General features: G+C 72.7%; 12 protein-coding genes. 6 read left to right on the forward strand and 6 right to left on the reverse strand.

Annotation, left to right across the window (positions count from 1 at the left end):
- Positions 1-119: 119 nt before the first annotated feature.
- Positions 120-914 (forward strand): hypothetical protein, encoded by a 795-nt coding sequence (locus IH44_RS0137140; RefSeq protein ID WP_157852598.1) that lies wholly within the window; start codon positions 120-122, stop codon positions 912-914.
- 71 nt (positions 915-985) lie between these two features.
- Here IH44_RS0137140 and IH44_RS0137145 read toward each other — a convergent pair whose 3' ends face one another.
- A complete protein-coding gene (locus IH44_RS0137145; protein WP_030464257.1) occupies positions 986-2,014 on the reverse strand; it encodes an aspartate-semialdehyde dehydrogenase in 1,029 nt (342 codons plus the stop codon).
- A 169-nt stretch (positions 2,015-2,183) separates the two neighbouring features.
- On the reverse strand, positions 2,184-3,053 hold the full coding sequence (locus tag IH44_RS0137150; RefSeq protein WP_232795245.1) for a dihydrodipicolinate synthase family protein: 870 nt from the start codon (positions 3,051-3,053) through the stop codon (positions 2,184-2,186).
- 29 nt (positions 3,054-3,082) lie between these two features.
- Here IH44_RS0137150 and IH44_RS0137155 point away from each other — a divergent pair, with 29 nt between their 5' ends.
- The 3 genes from IH44_RS0137155 (at position 3,083) to IH44_RS0137165 (ending at position 5,078) form a co-directional block, all read left to right on the forward strand.
- Complete coding sequence (locus IH44_RS0137155) at positions 3,083-3,967, forward strand: LysR family transcriptional regulator (protein WP_030464259.1); 885 nt, start codon at positions 3,083-3,085, stop codon at positions 3,965-3,967.
- A gap of 37 nt (positions 3,968-4,004) precedes the next feature.
- Positions 4,005-4,454, forward strand: a complete 450-nt coding sequence (locus tag IH44_RS0137160) for a type II toxin-antitoxin system PemK/MazF family toxin (protein ID WP_030464260.1) — start codon at positions 4,005-4,007, stop codon at positions 4,452-4,454.
- A gap of 90 nt (positions 4,455-4,544) precedes the next feature.
- Positions 4,545-5,078, forward strand: coding sequence for an RDD family protein (locus tag IH44_RS0137165; protein ID WP_051818105.1), 534 nt, complete (start codon positions 4,545-4,547; stop codon positions 5,076-5,078).
- Between the two features lie 81 nt (positions 5,079-5,159).
- On the opposite strand, the gene dnaE is transcribed toward IH44_RS0137165, so the two are convergent.
- Entirely contained in the window at positions 5,160-8,693 is a 3,534-nt protein-coding gene (gene dnaE, locus IH44_RS0137170) for a DNA polymerase III subunit alpha (protein ID WP_030464262.1), read from the reverse strand.
- 167 nt (positions 8,694-8,860) lie between these two features.
- Here dnaE and IH44_RS47505 point away from each other — a divergent pair, with 167 nt between their 5' ends.
- Together IH44_RS47505 and IH44_RS0137180 are read left to right on the forward strand one after the other, a co-directional pair.
- Positions 8,861-9,568 carry a hypothetical protein gene (locus tag IH44_RS47505; protein ID WP_198545105.1) on the forward strand — a complete coding sequence of 236 codons (708 nt, stop codon included), beginning with the start codon at positions 8,861-8,863 and terminating at the stop codon, positions 9,566-9,568.
- Positions 9,569-9,742: 174 nt separating this feature from the next.
- Positions 9,743-10,843: a winged helix DNA-binding domain-containing protein gene (locus IH44_RS0137180; RefSeq protein ID WP_051818107.1), complete on the forward strand. Its 1,101-nt coding sequence runs from the start codon at positions 9,743-9,745 to the stop codon at positions 10,841-10,843.
- A gap of 24 nt (positions 10,844-10,867) precedes the next feature.
- On the opposite strand, the gene IH44_RS0137185 is transcribed toward IH44_RS0137180, so the two are convergent.
- The 3 genes from IH44_RS0137185 to IH44_RS0137195 form a co-directional block, all read right to left on the reverse strand.
- Positions 10,868-11,464 carry a dienelactone hydrolase family protein gene (locus IH44_RS0137185; RefSeq protein WP_030464265.1) on the reverse strand — a complete coding sequence of 199 codons (597 nt, stop codon included), beginning with the start codon at positions 11,462-11,464 and terminating at the stop codon, positions 10,868-10,870.
- A 114-nt stretch (positions 11,465-11,578) separates the two neighbouring features.
- Positions 11,579-13,792, reverse strand: a complete 2,214-nt coding sequence (locus tag IH44_RS0137190; RefSeq protein ID WP_051818111.1) for a M9 family metallopeptidase — start codon at positions 13,790-13,792, stop codon at positions 11,579-11,581.
- Between the two features lie 204 nt (positions 13,793-13,996).
- Positions 13,997-14,377 carry a DUF4180 domain-containing protein gene (locus IH44_RS0137195; protein WP_030464267.1) on the reverse strand — a complete coding sequence of 127 codons (381 nt, stop codon included), beginning with the start codon at positions 14,375-14,377 and terminating at the stop codon, positions 13,997-13,999.
- Positions 14,378-14,555: the final 178 nt, after the last annotated feature.

Below are 14,555 nucleotides of genomic sequence, written 5' to 3' on the forward strand. Positions count from 1 at the left end.
CGCTCACGCCGTCCTCACGCGCCGAGCCCCACCGCCCCCAGCCCCCAGCCCGCCGCTTCCCCACCCGTCTCCCCTCGCTCACGCCGTCCTCACGCGCCGACCCTGGATACTGGGACACCGTGCGGAAGAGTGCGGTGGCGATGTGCGCGGTGGCTGCGGTCGGGGCGGTGGCCGTCGTCCTGGTCCCGGCGACCTCGCCGGAGGTCTCCGGCGGGGACACCGCGCTGGTCTCGGTGGTGGTCAACCACGGCCGCACGGTCGAGCTGGGCCCGGACGAGACCCGGACGATCGAGGTCGAGGTGACGGCGAGCGACCGTTCGGGGATCCGCGCGGTGGATCCGATCGGCCTGTGGGGGCCCAACTACGCGACCCTGAAGGTCGGTCCGATGTCCTGCGTGCCGCTGTCCGCGGGCGGGACGACCTCCCGGTGCAGCGGTGAGGCGACGGTCGCGGCCGGTTCGCGGGCGCTCTTCGACGACCAGGCCGGCACCTGGTTCGTGGACCTGCGGATCCGGGCCGCCGACGGCGACCGCTACGTCTCGAAGAACGCCGCCGGGTTCTCGCTGAAGCGCTCCGCCCGGTTCGACCTGGCCGCCGCCGATCCGGCCCGGGTGGCGGAGGGCGGGGCGGTCACCGTCCGGGCCCGGTTGCAGCGGGCCGACTGGGACCGCAAGGCGGAGGTCCCGCAGCAGGGCACCACCGCGTACCTGCAGTTCCGTCCGGTGGGCAGCGACACCTGGACCACCCTGGCCACCGCCCGCACGGACGCCGACGGCCTGCTCGCGGTGAACGTGCCGGCCCGCGGCCCGGGCGCGTTCCAGTGGTACGCGCCGGGCGACAAGTGGACGGCGGGCGCGGTGTCCGAGGTGCTGCCGCTGGAGGTCGACGGGCCGGGGGCGCATCCGGGCCAGTGAGCCGGTGCAGACGCGGCGGGCCCCCGGGACGGTCGTCGTCCCGGGGGCCCGTCGCAGGGGTGCGGCCCGGATCAGCCGCGCAGTTCCTCGGCGACCAGTTCGGCGATCTGCACGGCGTTGAGCGCCGCGCCCTTGCGCAGGTTGTCGTTGGACAGGAACAGCGACAGGCCGTGCTCGGCGGTCTCGTCGGCGCGGATCCGGCCGACGTAGCTCGGGTCCTGGCCGGCGGCCTGCAGCGGGGTGGGGATGTCGGTGAGCTGGACGCCGGGGGCGCCGGTGAGCAGCTCGGTGGCGCGCTCGGGGCTGAGCGGGCGGGCGAAGCGGGCGTTGACCTGGAGCGAGTGGCCGGTGAAGACCGGGACGCGCACGCAGGTGCCGGAGACCTTGAGCTCGGGGATGCCGAGGATCTTGCGGCTCTCGTGGCGGAGCTTCTGCTCCTCGTCGGTCTCGTTGCTGCCGTCGTCGACGATCGAGCCGGCCAGCGGGACGACGTTGAACGCGATCGGGCGCTGGTAGACACCGGGCGCCGGGTACTCGACGGCGGCGCCGTCGTGGACGAGCGCGGCGGCCCCGTCGACGACCTTGCGGGCCTGCTCGTGCAGCTCGGAGACGCCGGCCAGGCCGGAGCCGGAGACCGCCTGGTAGGTGGAGACCACCAGGGCGACCAGCTCGGACTCCTCGTGCAGCGGGCGCAGCACGGGCATCGCGGCCATGGTGGTGCAGTTCGGGTTGGCGATGATGCCCTTGGGGCGCTCGGCGATCGCGTCGGGGTTGACCTCGGCGACGACCAGCGGGACCTCGGGGTCGCGGCGCCAGGCGGAGGAGTTGTCGATGACGACGGCTCCGGCGGCGGCGACCTTGGGGGCGAGCGCCTTGGAGGTGGCGCCGCCCGCCGAGAAGATCACGATGTCCAGGCCGCTGTAGTCGGCCGTGGCGGCGTCCTCGACGGTGACCTCGGTGTCCTTCCAGGGCAGGGCGCGCCCCGCCGAGCGGGCCGAGGCGAACAGCCGCAGCTGCTCCACGGGGTAGTCGCGCTGCGCCAGGATCTCGCGGACCACGCCGCCGACCTGACCGGTGGCACCTACGATGCCGATCCTCATCCGTCTCTCCTCCTGCTACCGGTTGGGCCGGTTGTCCCGGCCCATCATGCCTTGTCAGAGCGGGTTTTCGCGGGGGCGTCCCAAAGCGTGAACGCTTGCCGTCCGCGGCGGAAATCCCTCCTGTGCGGGCCCGTTCCCGCCGGAAATCCTGCGTGCGACCGACTGTCGCTCAGTCGTGCGCGAGCAGCGGCAGCCGCACCGCGGGGGTGGGGATGCGGCCGGCGCGGTGCAGCAGGGCCTTGAGCGCGGTCGGGTTGGGCCCGGCGAAGGCGGTGCGGGAGAGTCCGGCGAGTTCGGCGCCGAGCTTGCGGGCGAGTGCGGCGTCGCCGTCCTGCCAGGCCCGGTGCAGGGCGACGAAGCGGGCGGTCTCCAGGTGGGCGGAGGCCAGGATGCCGCCGTCGGCGCCGAGGGCGAGCAGCGGGGAGAGGAACAGGTCGTCGCCGGCCATGACGCCGCGCGGCCCGGCGGCCAGCAGGGCGATCGTCTCCTCGTCGATGCCGCCGGGCGCGTACTTGACCCCGGCCACGGCGGGCAGGGCGAGCAGCTCCAGCAGGGTGGCGGCGCCGAGCGGCTGCCCGGTGCGGTAGGGGATGTGGTAGATCACCAGCGGCAGCGGGCTCGCCCCGGCGAGGGCCCGGAAGTGGGCGAGGACGCCGGCCTCGCCGGGGCGGACGAAGGCGGGGACGGCGACCAGGGCGGCGTCGGCCCGGCCGTCCAGCGCGGCGAGCGCCTCGGCGGTGCGGGCGGTGCCGCCGTGGCCCGCGCCGACGGTGAGCGGGGCGCCGTGGGCGTCGCAGGCCCGGCGGCAGACCTCGATCACCGCGTCCTGTTCGGCGGTGGTGAGCGAGCCGGGCTCGCCGGTGGTGCCGAGGGCGACCAGGCCGGCGGCGCCGGCTTCCAGGCTGTCGCGGGCGAGCCGTTCCAGGGCGTCGAGGGCGACGGCGCCGTCGGCGGTGAAGGGCGTGACCAGCGGGACGTGGATGCCGTGCAGTTCCATGCGGGAAGCCTGCCGGGCGGTGACCGTGCGGGTCCAGTTCACATTTCCGATGGTTCTCGTAAGCTGGGCCGATGCTCGAGGTGCGAAGGTTGCGGTTGCTGCGCGAACTGGCCCGGCTGGGGACGATCGCGGCGGTCGCGGAGGCGTTGGCGTTCAGTCCTTCGGCGGTGTCCCAGCAGCTGTCGGTGCTGGAGCGGGAGGCGGGGGTGCCGCTGCTGGAGCGGACCGGGCGGCGGGTGGCGCTGACCCCGGCGGGGCGGAACCTGGTGCGGCACACCGAGGCGGTGCTGGAGCTGCTGGAGCGGGCGGACGCCGAGCTGGCGCACGCCCGCAGCGGGCCGGCCGGGCCGCTGCGGATCGGCGCCTACCCGTCCGCGGTGCGCGCCCTGGTGCCCGCGGCGCTGGCCGAACTGGCTTCCCGGCACCCGGAGTTGGAGCCGATGGTGAGCGAGGTGGACCCGGCGGCGGTGGCCGGGGCGCTGCGCGCGGGCGAGTTGGACGTGGCGCTGGTGCACGAGTACGACCTGGTGCCGGGCGAGCCGGAGGAGGGGGTGGCGCTGACCGGTCCGGTGTTCGCCGAGCCGCTGTACCTGGCGGCCCGTTCCGGCGGCACGCTGGCCGGGCACCGGGACAGCCCGTGGATCACCGCGCCGGCCGGGACGCTCTGCCACGCGATGGTGCAGCGGGTCTGCCAGTCCGCCGGGTTCGCGCCGCGGGTGCGCCACCTGGTGGACGACTTCGCGGCCCAGCTGGCCCTGGTGGCGGTGGGCCAGGGGGTGGCGCTGGTGCCGCACCTGGGCATCGGCCGCTGCCCGCCGGGCGTGACGCTGACCCGGCTGCCGCTGTACCGGCGCACCCGCACCGCGTTCCGGGCCGGTGCGGCGGCGCACCCGGCGGTGGCGGCCTTCGCGGCGGCCCTGCACGCGGCCGTCCCGGCCGAACTGCGCTCGGCCTGACCTCCCGTTCCCGGGGGGCGGTCGATAGCCTTCCGCCATGCATCAGTTGAACGAGCAGCAGGAGCAGCCGGGCCGGTTCGGGCCGGACGCCACGGTGGAGGTCCGGGCCGAGGGCGTGGGCCCGGTGCGCACCGAGTACGCGCCGGACCACGACGGCGACCCGGACCCGGGCGAGATCGTCTGGACGTGGGTGCCGTACGAGGAGAACGACGGGCGGGGCAAGGACCGGCCGGTGCTGGTGGTGGCCCGGGAGGCGGGGGGCTCGCTGCTGACGGTGATGCTCTCCAGCAAGGGGCACGACGACGACCGGGACTGGGTGCCGCTGGGCGCGGGCCCGTGGGACCGCAGCGGGCGGGACTCCTGGGTGGCGCTGGACCGGGTGTTCCGGGTGCGGGACGGCGGGATGCGGCGCGAGGCGTGCGCGCTGGACCGGGCCCGGTTCCGGCTGGTGGTGGACGCGTTGCGGCTCCGTTACCACTGGCGCTGAGTAACGATTATCGGATCTTCCTTCCCTGGTTCACCCCGGGACCGGTACAACAACTCCAGGATTCCCCACAGTTGAGCTGGAGTCGCACGCATGAGCAGCAACACCCCTCCCGGCTACGGGCCTCCGCAGGACCCCTACGGCAGCACCCCGCAGGGTGCGTTCCCGGGCTGGCTCGGCCCGACCCCGCCGCCCGGCGCCCAGCCCGTGCCGGGCACCCGGGTCCTCGCCGCGCCGGTGGACCGCTTCCTGGCCCGCCTGATCGACGCGGCGGTCCTGATCGTCCCGTTGATCATCGTGGCCGTCATCACGATGGGCAGCTTCCTCTACTACCTGCTCGCCGCGGTGGTCCTGGTGGCCTACGAGGGCGGCATGATGCTGACCCAGCACGGCCAGACCGTCGGCAAGAAGGCGATGCGGCTGCGGGTGGTCAGCGCGGCCACCGGCGGCCGTCCGACCGACAACGAGCTGTGGACCCGGGCGGGCGTCTACGGCGGCCCGTTCCTGGTCCCGTACATCGGCGGCCTGTTCTCGCTGGTCAACTGCCTGTCCCTGCTCTGGGACAAGCCGCTCCAGCAGTGCTTCCACGACAAGGGCGGCAAGACCGTGGTGGTCAAGGAGTTCTGACGCCCCTTCGGCACGGCCACCCGGGCCCCGGCGGAGACGCGCTCCGCCGGGGCCCTTCGCGCCTTCCGGCGCCCCGCGCGCTCAGCCGGCCAGGCAGCTCGGCCCGAGCAGCTGCTTGAGGTCGCCGAACAGCGCCGGGTCGGACTTCACCCGGTGCCGGTCCAGGCGCAGCACCACCGTCCTGGTCCGGCCGCGCAGGTGGACGTGCACCTCGGTGCTGCCCCGGTGGCTGCCCAGCACCTCGCCGAGCCGGGTGACGATCGGCGGGGTCAGCTTGTTCTCCGGCACGGTGATCACGATCGGCAGCTGCGCCCCGACGTTGCTCAGGTCGGGCACCGACAGCTCCATGCCCATCAGCCGCGGCACGTCCTCCCGCTTGTCGAGCTTGCCGCGGACGAACACCACGGCGTCCTCGACCAGTTGGGAGGAGACCAGCTGGTAGCTGGCCGGGAAGAACATGCAGTCGATCGAGCCGGCCAGGTCCTCGACAGTGGCGATCGCCCAGGCGTTGCCCTGCTTGGTCATCTTGCGCTGCAGGCCCGAGATGATGCCGCCGATCGTCACGATCGTGCCGTCCGGCCGCTCGGCCAGGTCGGCGACCGCGCAGTCCGACTTGTCGGCCAGCACGTGCTCGATGCCGTTCAGCGGGTGCGAGGAGACGTACAGGCCGAGCATCTCGCGCTCCTGGGTGAGCAGGAAGGACTTCTCCCACTCCTCCTCGGAGAACACCACGTCCAGCCCGAACGAGGGCTCGTCGGAGACGCTGTCGCCGCCGAACAGGTCGAACTGGCCCTCGGCCTCCTTGCGCTTGATCCCGACCACGTTGTCGATCATCGGCTCGAACTGGGCGGTCAGGCCCTTGCGGGTGTGCCCGAGCGAGTCGAAGGAGCCGGCCTTGATCAGCGATTCCACGGTGCGCTTGTTGCACACCACCGACTCGACCTTCTCCAGGAAGTCCGGGAACGAGGCGTACTTCCCCTTGGCCTTGCGGGTGCGGATCATCGACTCCACCACCGGCCCGCCGACGTTGCGGATCGCGGTCAGGCCGAACCGGACGGTCTCGCTGCCGTGCGGGGTGAAGTCGGCGTCCGACTCGTTGACGTCCGGCGGCAGCACCTGGATGCCCATCTTGCGGCACTCGTTCAGGTAGACCGCGGACTTGTCCTTGTCGTCCTTGACCGAGGTGAGCAGCGCCGACATGTACTCGGCCGGGTAGTTGGCCTTCAGGTACGCCGTCCAGTACGAGACCAGCCCGTAGCCCGCGGTGTGCGCCTTGTTGAAGGCGTAGCCGGAGAACGGCACCAGCACGTCCCAGACCGCCTGGATCGCCGCGTCCGAGTAGCCGCGCTCCCGGCAGCCCTTCTGGAACGGGACGAACTCGGCCTCCAGGATCTCCTTCTTCTTCTTGCCCATCGCGCGGCGCAGCAGGTCGGCCTGGCCGAGCGAGTAGCCGGCCAGGATCTGCGCGGCCTTCTGCACCTGCTCCTGGTAGACGATCAGGCCGTAGGTCGGCTCCAGGATCTCCTTGAGCGGCTCCTCCAGCTCCGGGTGGATCGGGGTGATCTCCTGCTGGCCGTTCTTGCGCAGCGCGTAGTTGGTGTGCGAGTTGACGCCCATCGGGCCCGGTCGGTACAGCGCCAGGACGGCGGAGATGTCCTCGAAGTTGTCGGGCTTCATCAGGCGCAGCAGCGAGCGCATCGGGCCGCCGTCGAGCTGGAAGACGCCCAGCGTGTCGCCGCGGGCGAGCAGTTCGTAGGCGGGCTTGTCGTCCAGCGGCAGCTGGAGCAGCTCGATCTTGACGCCCTTGTTCTTCTCGATCGCCTTGACCGCGTCGTCCATGATCGTCAGGTTGCGCAGTCCGAGGAAGTCCATCTTGAGCAGGCCGAGGCCCTCGCAAGTGGGGTAGTCGAACTGGGTGATCGTCACGCCGTCGGTGTGCCGGGTCCAGACCGGGATGTGGTCGGTCAGCGGCTCGGCGGACATGATCACGCCGGCCGCGTGCACGCCGGGCTGCCGGATCAGGCCCTCGATGCCGCGCGCGGTGTCGATCACCTTGCGGACGTCCGGGTCGTTCTCGTACAGGCCGCGGATCTCGCCCGCCTCGCCGTAGCGCGGGTGCGAGGAGTCGGTGATGCCGGACAGCGGGATGCCCTTGCCCATCACGTCCGGCGGCATCGCCTTGGTGATCCGGTCGCCCATCGCGTACGGGTAGCCCAGGACCCGGGAGGAGTCCTTGATGGCGGCCTTCGCCTTGATGGTGCCGTACGTGACGATCATGGCGACCTTGTCGGAGCCCCACTTCTCGGTCACGTAGCGGATCACGTCGCCGCGCCGGCGCTCGTCGAAGTCGATGTCGACGTCGGGCATCGAGATGCGCTCGGGGTTGAGGAAGCGCTCGAAGATCAGGCCGTGCGGGATCGGGTCGAGGTCGGTGATGCCCATCGCGTAGGCGACCAGCGAGCCGGCCGCCGAGCCGCGGCCGGGGCCGACCGCGATGCCCTGGCTCTTGGCCCACATGATGAAGTCGGCGACCACGAGGAAGTACGCCGGGAACCCCATCTGGATGATGGTGTCCATCTCGTACTCGGCGAGCTTCTTGTGCTCCTCGTCGTAGCCGCCCGGGAAGCGCCAGTCCATGCCCTCCCAGACCTTGGACTTGAAGAAGTCCGCCTCGGACTCGAAGCCCTCCGGGATCGGGAAGCGCGGCATCAGGTTCTTGAACTCGAACATGCCGGCGGTGTCGACCCGCTGGGCGACCAGCAGCTGGCTGTTGCGGCAGCCCTCCTGCCAGGCGTCCGAGGAGTCCAGGCCGTACATCTCGGCGGCCGACTTGATGTAGTAGCCGGTGCCGTCGAACCGGAAGCGGTCCGGGTCGGAGAGGTTCTTGCCGGTCTGCACGCACAGCAGCAGGTCGTGCGCGCCCGCGTCGCCCTCGGTGGTGTAGTGCGAGTCGTTGGTGACCACCGGCGGGATGTTCAGCTTCTTGCTGATCTCGATCAGGCCGTCGCGGACCCGCTTCTCGATGTCCAGGCCGTGGTCCATCAGCTCCAGGAAGTAGTTCTCCTTGCCGAAGATGTCCTGGTACTCGGCCGCCGAGCGGACCGCCTCGTCGAACTGGCCCAGCCGCAGCCGGGTCTGCACCTCGCCGGACGGGCAGCCGGTGGTGGCCATCAGGCCCGCCGCGTGCTCGGAGATGATCTCCTTGTCCATCCGCGGCCACTTCACCAGCCAGCCCTCCGCGTAGGAGCGCGAGGTCAGCTTGAAGAGGTTGTGCAGGCCCTCCTTGTTCCGGGCCCAGATGGTCTTGTGGGTGTACGCGCCGGACGCCGAGACGTCGTCCTTCTTCTGGTGCGGCTGGCCCCACAGCACGCGCTTGGTGTTGGACCGGGAGTCCGGCGCGACGTACGCCTCGATGCCGATCACCGGGGTGATGCCCGCCGCGGTGGCCTGCTTGTGGAACTCGGCGGCGCCGTACATGTTGCCGTGGTCGGTCATCGCCACGTGGGTCTGCCCCAGCCGCTCGACCTCCTTGAACAGCTGCTTCAGCCGGGCGGCGCCGTCCAGCATCGAGTACTCGGTGTGGACGTGCAGGTGCGCGTACGGCTGGTCGCTCAAGGCGGGGCCTCCGGGGTCCTGGGAGAGGGCTGAAACACGTAAGGCCCGAGCCACCACCAGGGCTCGGACCACGGCTTCCGGGATCGCGCCCCCGAGTCTAATCCCCTCCGGTACCGTCCCCTCACACCACCGCGCGACCCGCGCGGACGTTCCCAGGGGGAGACGCCATGGCCTTCGCACCACCTCCTTACCAGTCGCCCCGCAGGCCCGGCGGGCTGCCGGTGATCGGCACCGTGCTGCTGTTCCAGGCCCTCGCCCTGGTCGCCGTCCTGGCGTACGACCTGAACAAGGCGGGCAGCGGCTACCTGCCCACCGCGCTCGGCTTCTCCTACCAGCGGATGATGGCCGGCCCGGCCGTCTTCGGCGGCGCCTCCGCCGCCTACCTGGTGGTCGCCCTGGTGACGGCGTTCCGGGCGTTCGCCGGGGCGGCCTGGGTGCGCGGGGCCGCGGTGGCGCTGACCGGGTACGTCGGGTACGCCTCGGCCACCCAGCTGTGGGTGCTGTTCACCGGGCCGCTCGGCGAGGCGGGCTACGCGACCAAGCCGCTCGACCACCTGCTGCTGACCCTCACCCACGTGCTGAACGTGGTGGTGTTCCTGGTCGTCGTCCTCGCGGTGGCCGCCACCCGGGCCCCGGGCGCCCGGGCCGTCCCGACCGGCTACCCGCAGCCGCCGTTCGCCCCCGGCCCCGTCGGCCACGTGCCGGCCTCCGGCCCCGGCCCGCTGCCCGGCCCGTCCGCGCCCGCGCCCGGCCCGTGGGGCGCGCCTCCCCCGGGCGCCCCGCAGCCGCCCGCCGCCCCGCCGCAGCCGCCCGCGGCCGGCCACGGCGCCGCGTACGCCTACCCCCCGCCGCCGCCCGTCCCGCCGGTGTCCTGACCGGCTGTGAGACCGACCGGCACATGGAGGGTGGGTGAAGAAGGGGGCACCTCCCGGCCGAAGGCTGGGGGAGGGGTGAGGGCCGAGTCCGGGCGGTGCCGACGAGGGAGCCGTGCCATGTGCCGGTCGGTCTAAGGTTGGCCGTCCCTGCGACCGTGCCCGGGAGGCCCGGCGATGCCCGACGTCCGCACCCTGTCCGACCGCGAGCTGACGGTCGGCTACTTCGAGCGCCAACTGCTGCACCGCACCGAGGGGTTGACCGCCGCCGCGGCGGTGTCCCGGCTGGCCGCGCTGCAGGCGCAGTACTCGCCGTCGCCGCACCTGGCGCTCTGGGCCCGGCTGCCCGGTTTCGGGCAGCCGGAGCTGGAGGCCGCCCTGCGGGACGGCACCGTGGTCAAGTCGACGCTGATGCGCGGCACCCTGCACCTGGTCTCCGGCGCCGACTACGGGCACCTGGCGGCGGCCTGGCGCCGCCGCTGGCTCACCGAGCTGCGCGGCCGGCACCGGGACACCGGCCTGGACGAGGCGGCCCTGGAAGCCTCGCTGCGGGCCTTCGCGGCCGTCCCGCGCAGCGCCGAGGAGCTGCGCGAGCACACCGCGCTGGCCTCCGGCGGCCGGGTCCGCACCGAGGACCTGCTGCACTACCCGCGGGCGCTGCTCCCGCTGGTGCACGTCGCCCCCTCCGGGCACTGGCGGGCGCACGGCAAGCCCCGGATGGTGCTGTGGGACGGCGAGCTGCCGCCCGAACCGGCCGCCACCGCCCGCCTGGTGCGCCGCTACCTGGCCGGCTACGGCCCGGCCTCGCGGGCCGACGTCGCGCACTTCGGCGGCCTGCGGCTGGGCCAGGTCGACCCGGCGCTGGCCGAACTGGACCGGCAGGGCGGGCTGGTCCGCCACCGGGCCGAGGACGGCCGCGAACTGCTCGACCTGCCCGGCGCCCCGCCGCCGTCCGACCCGGACCGCGAGCTGCCGGTGCGCTTCCTGCCGAAGTGGGACGCCGCGCTGCTCTCGCACGCCGACCGCACCCGGATGCTGCCCGCCGCGATCCACCGGCAGGTCTACCGCGCGGTCAACGGGACGCTGCTGGCCTCCTACCTGGTGGACGGCCTGGTCGCGGGCGTCTGGGAGCACCGCTGCACCCGGGGCGCGGCCGTGCTCACCCTCACCCCGCTGCTGCCGCACGCCCGGCGCCCGGAGCTGGAGCGGGAGGGCGAGCGGCTGCTGGCCTTCCTGGAGCCCGGCGCGGAGAGCCGCACGGTGGTCTTCGCGTCCTGAGCGCCCGCCGGCCCTGACGGCCCGTCAGCCCTGCTCGTTCTGCTCGTCCAGCTCGGCCAGGAACGCCAGCGCGGCCGCCCAGGTCCGCTCGGCGGCCTCGGCGTCGTGGTCGGGCAGGTCCGCGTCGGTGTACAGGTGCCCGGCGCCCCGGTAGCGGTGCACCTCGACGTCGGCCCCGGCCCGGGTCATCAGCAGGTACCAGGTGTTCAGCCAGTCCTCGGACTCGAACGCGTCCGGCTCGGCGACGTGCAGCTGCACCGGGATCTCCGTGGCGGCGTCCTCCCGCAGGTCGGAGGTGCCGTGCAGGAGCAGCAGGCCGCGGGCCTGCTCGTCGGCCAGCGCCAGGTTCTGCGCCAGCGACCCGCCGAGCGAGAACCCGGCGTACACCAGCCCGCCCGCCGCCGGCAGCAGCGGCGCGACCGCGCCGACCGCGCGCCGCAGCAGCTCGTCGTTGCCGACCTCGTCGCGGTACGCCATGCCCTCCTCCAGCTCGTCGAAGGTCCGGCCCTCGTACAGGTCCGGGGTGTGCACGGTGTGCCCGGCGGCGCGCAGCCGGTCGGCGGCCTCGGTGACGGCGGGGCGCAGGCCGTACGCGGAGTGGAACAGGACGATCTCGGCCACGGGTCGGGCTCCTCGGTGCTGCGGGTGGTGCGGACCCTCCATGATCGCCCATCCCCGGACGCGCGGGGGCCCGGCCCACCGGTGGGTGGGCCGGGCCGTTCGGCGCGGGGCCGGTCAGTACGAGGTGCTGACGGAGGCGCCGCTGAAGGACTGCTGGCCGTAGAGGCTGACGTAGTTGTAGCCCGCGGGCGGGTTGCTGATGGTGAGGGTCTCGGCGTTGCCGCTGCCGGTGGACTTGGCGGTGTAGGAGCCGGTGGTGGCCCAGCTGGCGCCGTTGTAGTAGAGGTCGGCGTTGCCGGTGCCGCCGCTCGCGGTGATGGTCAGGCTGGTGGTGCCGGCCGGGACGTACAGGTAGAAGTAGGCGTAGTTGCCGACGGTGGCGGCGACGTTGGAGCGGCCGCAGCCCTGGTCGAGCTGCCGGGTGTCGGCGCCGGTGCACTCGGGGACGGTGGGGGTGCTCGGGGTGCCGCAGTTGCCGGTGTTGCAGGCGGTCAGCCAGGCGTTGAAGTCGGCGTCGTAGCGGGTGCCGATGGTGGTCTTGAGGATCGTCCGGGCCCCGTTCCAGTCACCGGCGCGGTACTTGGCCAGCACGGCGTCCAGGTCGGAGCGGTGCGACTGGAGCATGTAGCGGACCGCCAGGTAGCCCCAGTTGTAGATCCGGGTCTGGTCGGCGTTGTCGTAGGTGGTGTCGAACAGGGTGGACAGCGCGTAGGTGTGCTGCCCGGCCTGGGTGAGCGCGTCGGTGTACTCGACGTTCCGGTACGAGTAGGAGACGTACTCGGCGAAGCCCTCGACCCACCAGACGGTCGGGGTGGTCATGCCGGCGTTGAAGTCGCCGGCCATGTCGAACCGGCCGTCGAGGTAGTGGGTGTACTCGTGGTTGAGGTTCCAGATCTGGAAGGCCGGGCGGACCCACTCGGCCTCGTAGGCGATGAACCGGGGCTGGTTGCCCGCCGCGGCCGGGTCGCCCTCCAGGTACATGCCGCCGTTGTCGGTGGAGATCCCGAAGATGGTGCCGGCGTAGGTCTGGTAGTCGCTGCTGGAGTGGAAGACCACCACCTCGATGGTGGAGTTGTTGTCGTTCGCCACCGCGCCGGTGTCCCGGACCACGCCGTGGAAGTAGGCGTCCTGGCCCTTGAGGCTGGTGCAGGCGGTGGTCAGCTGGTCGGCGGTCAGCGCCTGGGCGATGATCCTGATGCTGGGGCTGCAGGTGTAGTTGACCGTCAGCACCGCGGCCTTGAGCCGGTTCGCCAGGTCGCAGGTGCCGTAGTACGAGCAGTTGGCCCGGTCGTAGCTGTCGGTCATCTCGGCCAGGCCGACCCACAGCGCGGCGGTGCGGCCGGTGATCGAGCTCTGGTCCAGCAGGCTCTTCACCAGCGGCCGGACCTTGGCCTGCAGCGCCGGGTACTGGAGGAAGCGGCCCAGCTCGCGGCCCGCGTTGGAGACCAGGAAGTCGTTGCTGCCGCCGAGCATCGCGTTGTTGCGGGAGGCGAAGGACTGCAGGGCGTCCAGCACGCTCGGGTCGGCCTGCACGGCGGGCAGGAAGTCGCTGTTCTGGTGGCCGCGCCAGAGCACCGTGTAGGTGTTGTTGACGGCGTTGACCATGTACCAGGACGCGTCGTAGCTGCTGTTGTAGCCGTTCAGCAGCCGCTTGACGACGTTCAGGTAGCGGGCGTTCTCGGCGGCGCTGTCGATCAGGGTGACCGCCTCGCCCAGCGTGGCGCCGTTCGCGTCGGTGACGTCCTGCGAGTGCGCGCTGCCGAAGAAGCCGTCCAGGCCGCCCTCGATCGCGCTCTTCAGGCTGCTGCCGTACGCGCCGACCACGTCCGGGTTGTACCACTGCACGTAGTAGCCGGCCCGCAGGTACAGCACCACCTGGGTGGCCGAAGTGGAGTCGTCACCCGGGTAGTCGGCGGACAGGTCGCGCAGCGCGTTGGCCACGCTGACCATCTGCGACTCGTTGAAGGCCAGCTTCGCGTCGTTGCCCTTGAGCAGGAACAGCGAGTTGACGCAGTCCACGGTGGACGCCTTGATCTGCGTCACCAGGGCGCTGCCGGTGCGGCCGGTGAAGTCCGAGGCATTGCAGGTCGCCGCGGCGGCCGGCGACCGCGCCGCGCCGGGCTCGCCCTTGGCCGCCAGCGGCGGCCGCTTGCTGGCGTCCGCCCGCACGTCGCGGTCGGAGTCCTTGCGGCGCTCGGCCGCCTCGGTGCTGCGCGGTGCCGACTTCGCCGACTTGGCCGGCTTCGCGGGCTTGGCCGCGGCCGTCTGCTGTCCGGCCTGGGCGGCGCCGGCGGTCGGCGCCAGCGCGCCGACGAAACCCAGGGCCATGCTCAGGGACAGCAGCAGACTCGTCGCCCGTCCTACGGACGCGGCTGATTTCCGGAAGGTTCGCACGTGGGGGCCTCCGGGCCGATGTGACGCCGCGGTGGGGGTCCGCGGCGGAGGGTCGGAGGCCGTCGAGGCAACCCCCGACGGCCAGGTGACATGTACAATTGCACATGTCACCTGGCACCGGAAGACCTCGCGTCCAAGTCAACTGCCCCGGATAACGCCCCGGTCCGCCAGCCGCCCGGCCAACCCCGACAGGTCTTCGACGAACCACAGCTGCAGGCCCCGGTTGCTCTCCCGGACGAAGTCCCGCAGCGCGTCCGACTCCGCCACCCGCGCCGAGACGTCGCCCACCACCGCCAGCCCCATCCGGTACTGCGCGAACTTCTGCACCACCGCCCCCGCCACCCCGCTGCGCAGCCGGAAGAACTCCGCCCCCAGCCGCTCCACCGGCAGCGCCACCCAGGACGCCTCCCGGTAGTACGCGTCGCCCAGCAGGTCCAGCGCCTCGCGCTCCCCCACCACCGGCTCCCCCGTCGCCCCGGCCACCAACACCCGCGCCCCGCCCAGCTCCTGAACCTCCATCAGCGCACCTCTCCCGTCAGGTCGTCGATCAACGCCAACATGTCCGCCACCCGCCGCGGCGGCCCCATCACCACGAACCGCAACGCGCTCCGCTCCTCCTCCCGCACCGCCTGCACCCACAGCGGCCGCGGCCCGCCCGACCACGCCCCCGCCGCCGCCAGCACCCCCGTCACCAACC

It is taken from the genome of Kitasatospora sp. NRRL B-11411 (genome assembly GCF_000721345.1).
Taxonomy (GTDB): domain Bacteria; phylum Actinomycetota; class Actinomycetes; order Streptomycetales; family Streptomycetaceae; genus Kitasatospora; species Kitasatospora cineracea.